Genomic DNA, 2,523 nt, shown 5'->3' on the forward strand with positions numbered 1-2,523 from the left:
GCCCAGGAGAGGACTCGAACCTCCACGGAGTTACCCGCTAGTACCTGAAACTAGTGCGTCTACCAATTCCGCCRCCTGGGCTTTCAGGGAGGCCGGACTATAGCCTAGTTCTCAGCCCTCCCACGACGAAGTCGACTCAGATGTCGAACTTCACTCCCTGAGCAAGAGGCAGCTCGCTCGAGTAATTCACCGTGTTGGTGGTGCGGCGCATATAGGCCTTCCAGGCATCCGAACCGCTCTCGCGGCCGCCGCCCGTTTCCTTCTCGCCACCAAACGCACCGCCGATCTCCGCACCGGACGTGCCAATGTTGACGTTGGCGATGCCGCAGTCGCTGCCCGAGGCGCTCATGAAGCGCTCGGCCTCGCGGATGTCGGTTGTGAAGATCGCGCTCGACAAACCTTGCGGCACGCCGTTCTGCAGCTCGATGGCTTCTTCCAGCGTCTTGTACTTCAGCGTGTACAGGATGGGCGCGAAGGTCTCGTGGCACACCACTTCGGTCTGCGAAGGCATGCGCACCAGAGCCGGCACGGCGTAGTAGGCCTCGGGGAAGCGATCGGCCAGCGCGCGCTCGCCACCTGACACAAGGCCGCCCTGCTCGCGCGCGGCGCTCAAGGCAAACTGCATCGCGTCGAAGGACTGCGCGTCGATCAGCGGACCGATCAGCGTGCCCTGCTCAACCGGCGAACCGATGGGCAGCTGGGCGCGGGCGCGGTCCAGGCGCTCGACCAGGGCGTCATGGATGCTCTCGTGGGCGATGACGCGGCGCGTCGTCGTGCAGCGCTGGCCGGCCGTGCCGTAGGCGCCGAACAGGATGCCGCGCACCGCCAGCTCCAGGTCGGCGCTGGGCGTGACGATGATGGCGTTGTTGCCACCCAGCTCCAGCAGCGAACGGCCGAAGCGCGCCGCCACGCGCGGGCCAACGGCGCGGCCCATGCGGGTCGAGCCGGTGGCGGAGACCAGCGCCACACGGGCGTCGTCGACCATCGCTTCGCCGACATCGGCGCGGCCGATGATCAGCTCGGACAGGCCGTCAGGCGCGGCGTTACCGGCGGCGCGGTAGGCCTTCAGCGCGCGTTCGAACAGGGCCTGCGTGGCCAGCGCGGTCAGCGGCGTCTTCTCGGACGGCTTCCACACGCAGGTGTCGCCRGCCACCAGCGCCAGCGCCGAGTTCCAGGCCCACACGGCGACCGGGAAGTTGAAGGCCGAGATGATGCCGACGACGCCCAGCGGCAGCCACTGTTCCATCATGCGATGGCCCGGGCGCTCGCTGGCAATGGTCAGGCCATGCAGCTGGCGCGACAGACCGACGGCGAACTCGCAGATGTCGATCATTTCCTGGACTTCGCCCAGGCCTTCGCTCGTGACCTTGCCGGCTTCGATGGAGACCAGCTGGGCCAGTTGCGCCTTGTGGGTACGCAGCTCTTCGCCGAACAAGCGGATCAGCTCACCGCGCTTGGGGGCGGGCACGACGCGCCAGGCCTTGAAGGCCTCGGCTGCACGGCCGACGGCCGCCTTCATGTCGGCCGCGCTGGCGGTGGGCAACTGGGCCAGCACGCTGCCGTCGATGGGCGAGCGCACGGTCAGGTCGCCACCCGAGTTCAAGGTTTGCGGCAAGTGGACGCCGAGGGCGTCGAGAACGGAGAGGGTCTGTTGCTTCATGACGAACATTGTCCTCAAGAGATCGATTCGACCTGACGGGACTGTTGATACGCCGAGCCGAAGCGGTTGGCAAGGAAGTCAGGCAGGCTGACTTCTTCCTGGCGGACAAAGCCCTTCTGCGGCAGCTTGCCTTCGCGGAACAGGTCGACGGCGGCGCAGATGCCGGCGGCGGTCGTGATCTGGATGGCGGAGAGCGGCTGGGCGCCGTCACGCGTGGCAAAGATCTTGCGGGCGAAGACTTCCTGCAGCAGCACACCGTTCTTCTGGCCGGACACGGTCACGAAGACGAGCACGACATCCTGCATCGTCGCGGGCATGCTCTTGCGCATGATGTCCTTCAGCAGGTTCTGGTCGCCCTTCAGGCCCAGGTCGCCCAGCAGGAACTGCATCAGGTCGCGGTGGCCGGGGTAGCGCACGGTCTTGTAGTCCAGGTTGCGCACCTTGCCCGCCCAGGTCTCGCACAGCGTGCCCAGGCCGCCCGAGGTGTTGAATGCCTCGTACTCGGTGCCGTCCAGGCTGAAGTGCTCCAGGCCTTCCAACGGCAGCGCAGAGATGGTCTCGCCTTCGTGGACGGCTTCGCAGGGGTGGCAGTACTCGTTGATGAGGCCGTCGACCGACCAGGTCAGGTTGTACTTCAGCGCATTGGTCGGGAAGGCCGGCAGGGCGCCGACGCGCATCTGCACGTCGCGTACCGAGTCGAAGCCGCTGGCCAGGTGGTGGGCCACGATGCCGATGAAGCCCGGCGCCAGGCCGCACTGCGGCATGAAGGCGGTCTTGGCGCCCTCGGCCATCTTCATGATGGCCTTGGTGGCGGCCACGTCTTCGGTCAGGTCGAAGTAGTGGCAGCCGCACTCCAGGGCCAG

General features: G+C 66.8%; 2 protein-coding genes and 1 tRNA gene. All 3 read right to left on the minus strand.

The features are described 5' to 3' along the window. Nucleotides 1-81 (minus strand) — tRNA-Leu (locus ACXJKR_RS29665). Between the two features lie 55 nt (nt 82-136). After that, nucleotides 137-1,660 (minus strand): L-piperidine-6-carboxylate dehydrogenase, encoded by a 1,524-nt coding sequence (amaB, locus tag ACXJKR_RS29670; RefSeq protein WP_457325898.1) that lies wholly within the window; start codon nt 1,658-1,660, stop codon nt 137-139. A gap of 14 nt (nt 1,661-1,674) precedes the next feature. Further along, the coding region (locus ACXJKR_RS29675; protein WP_457325899.1) for a saccharopine dehydrogenase family protein at nt 1,675-2,523 on the minus strand (849 nt) is incomplete at its 5' end.

This window comes from Roseateles sp. P5_E11, assembly GCF_054049355.1.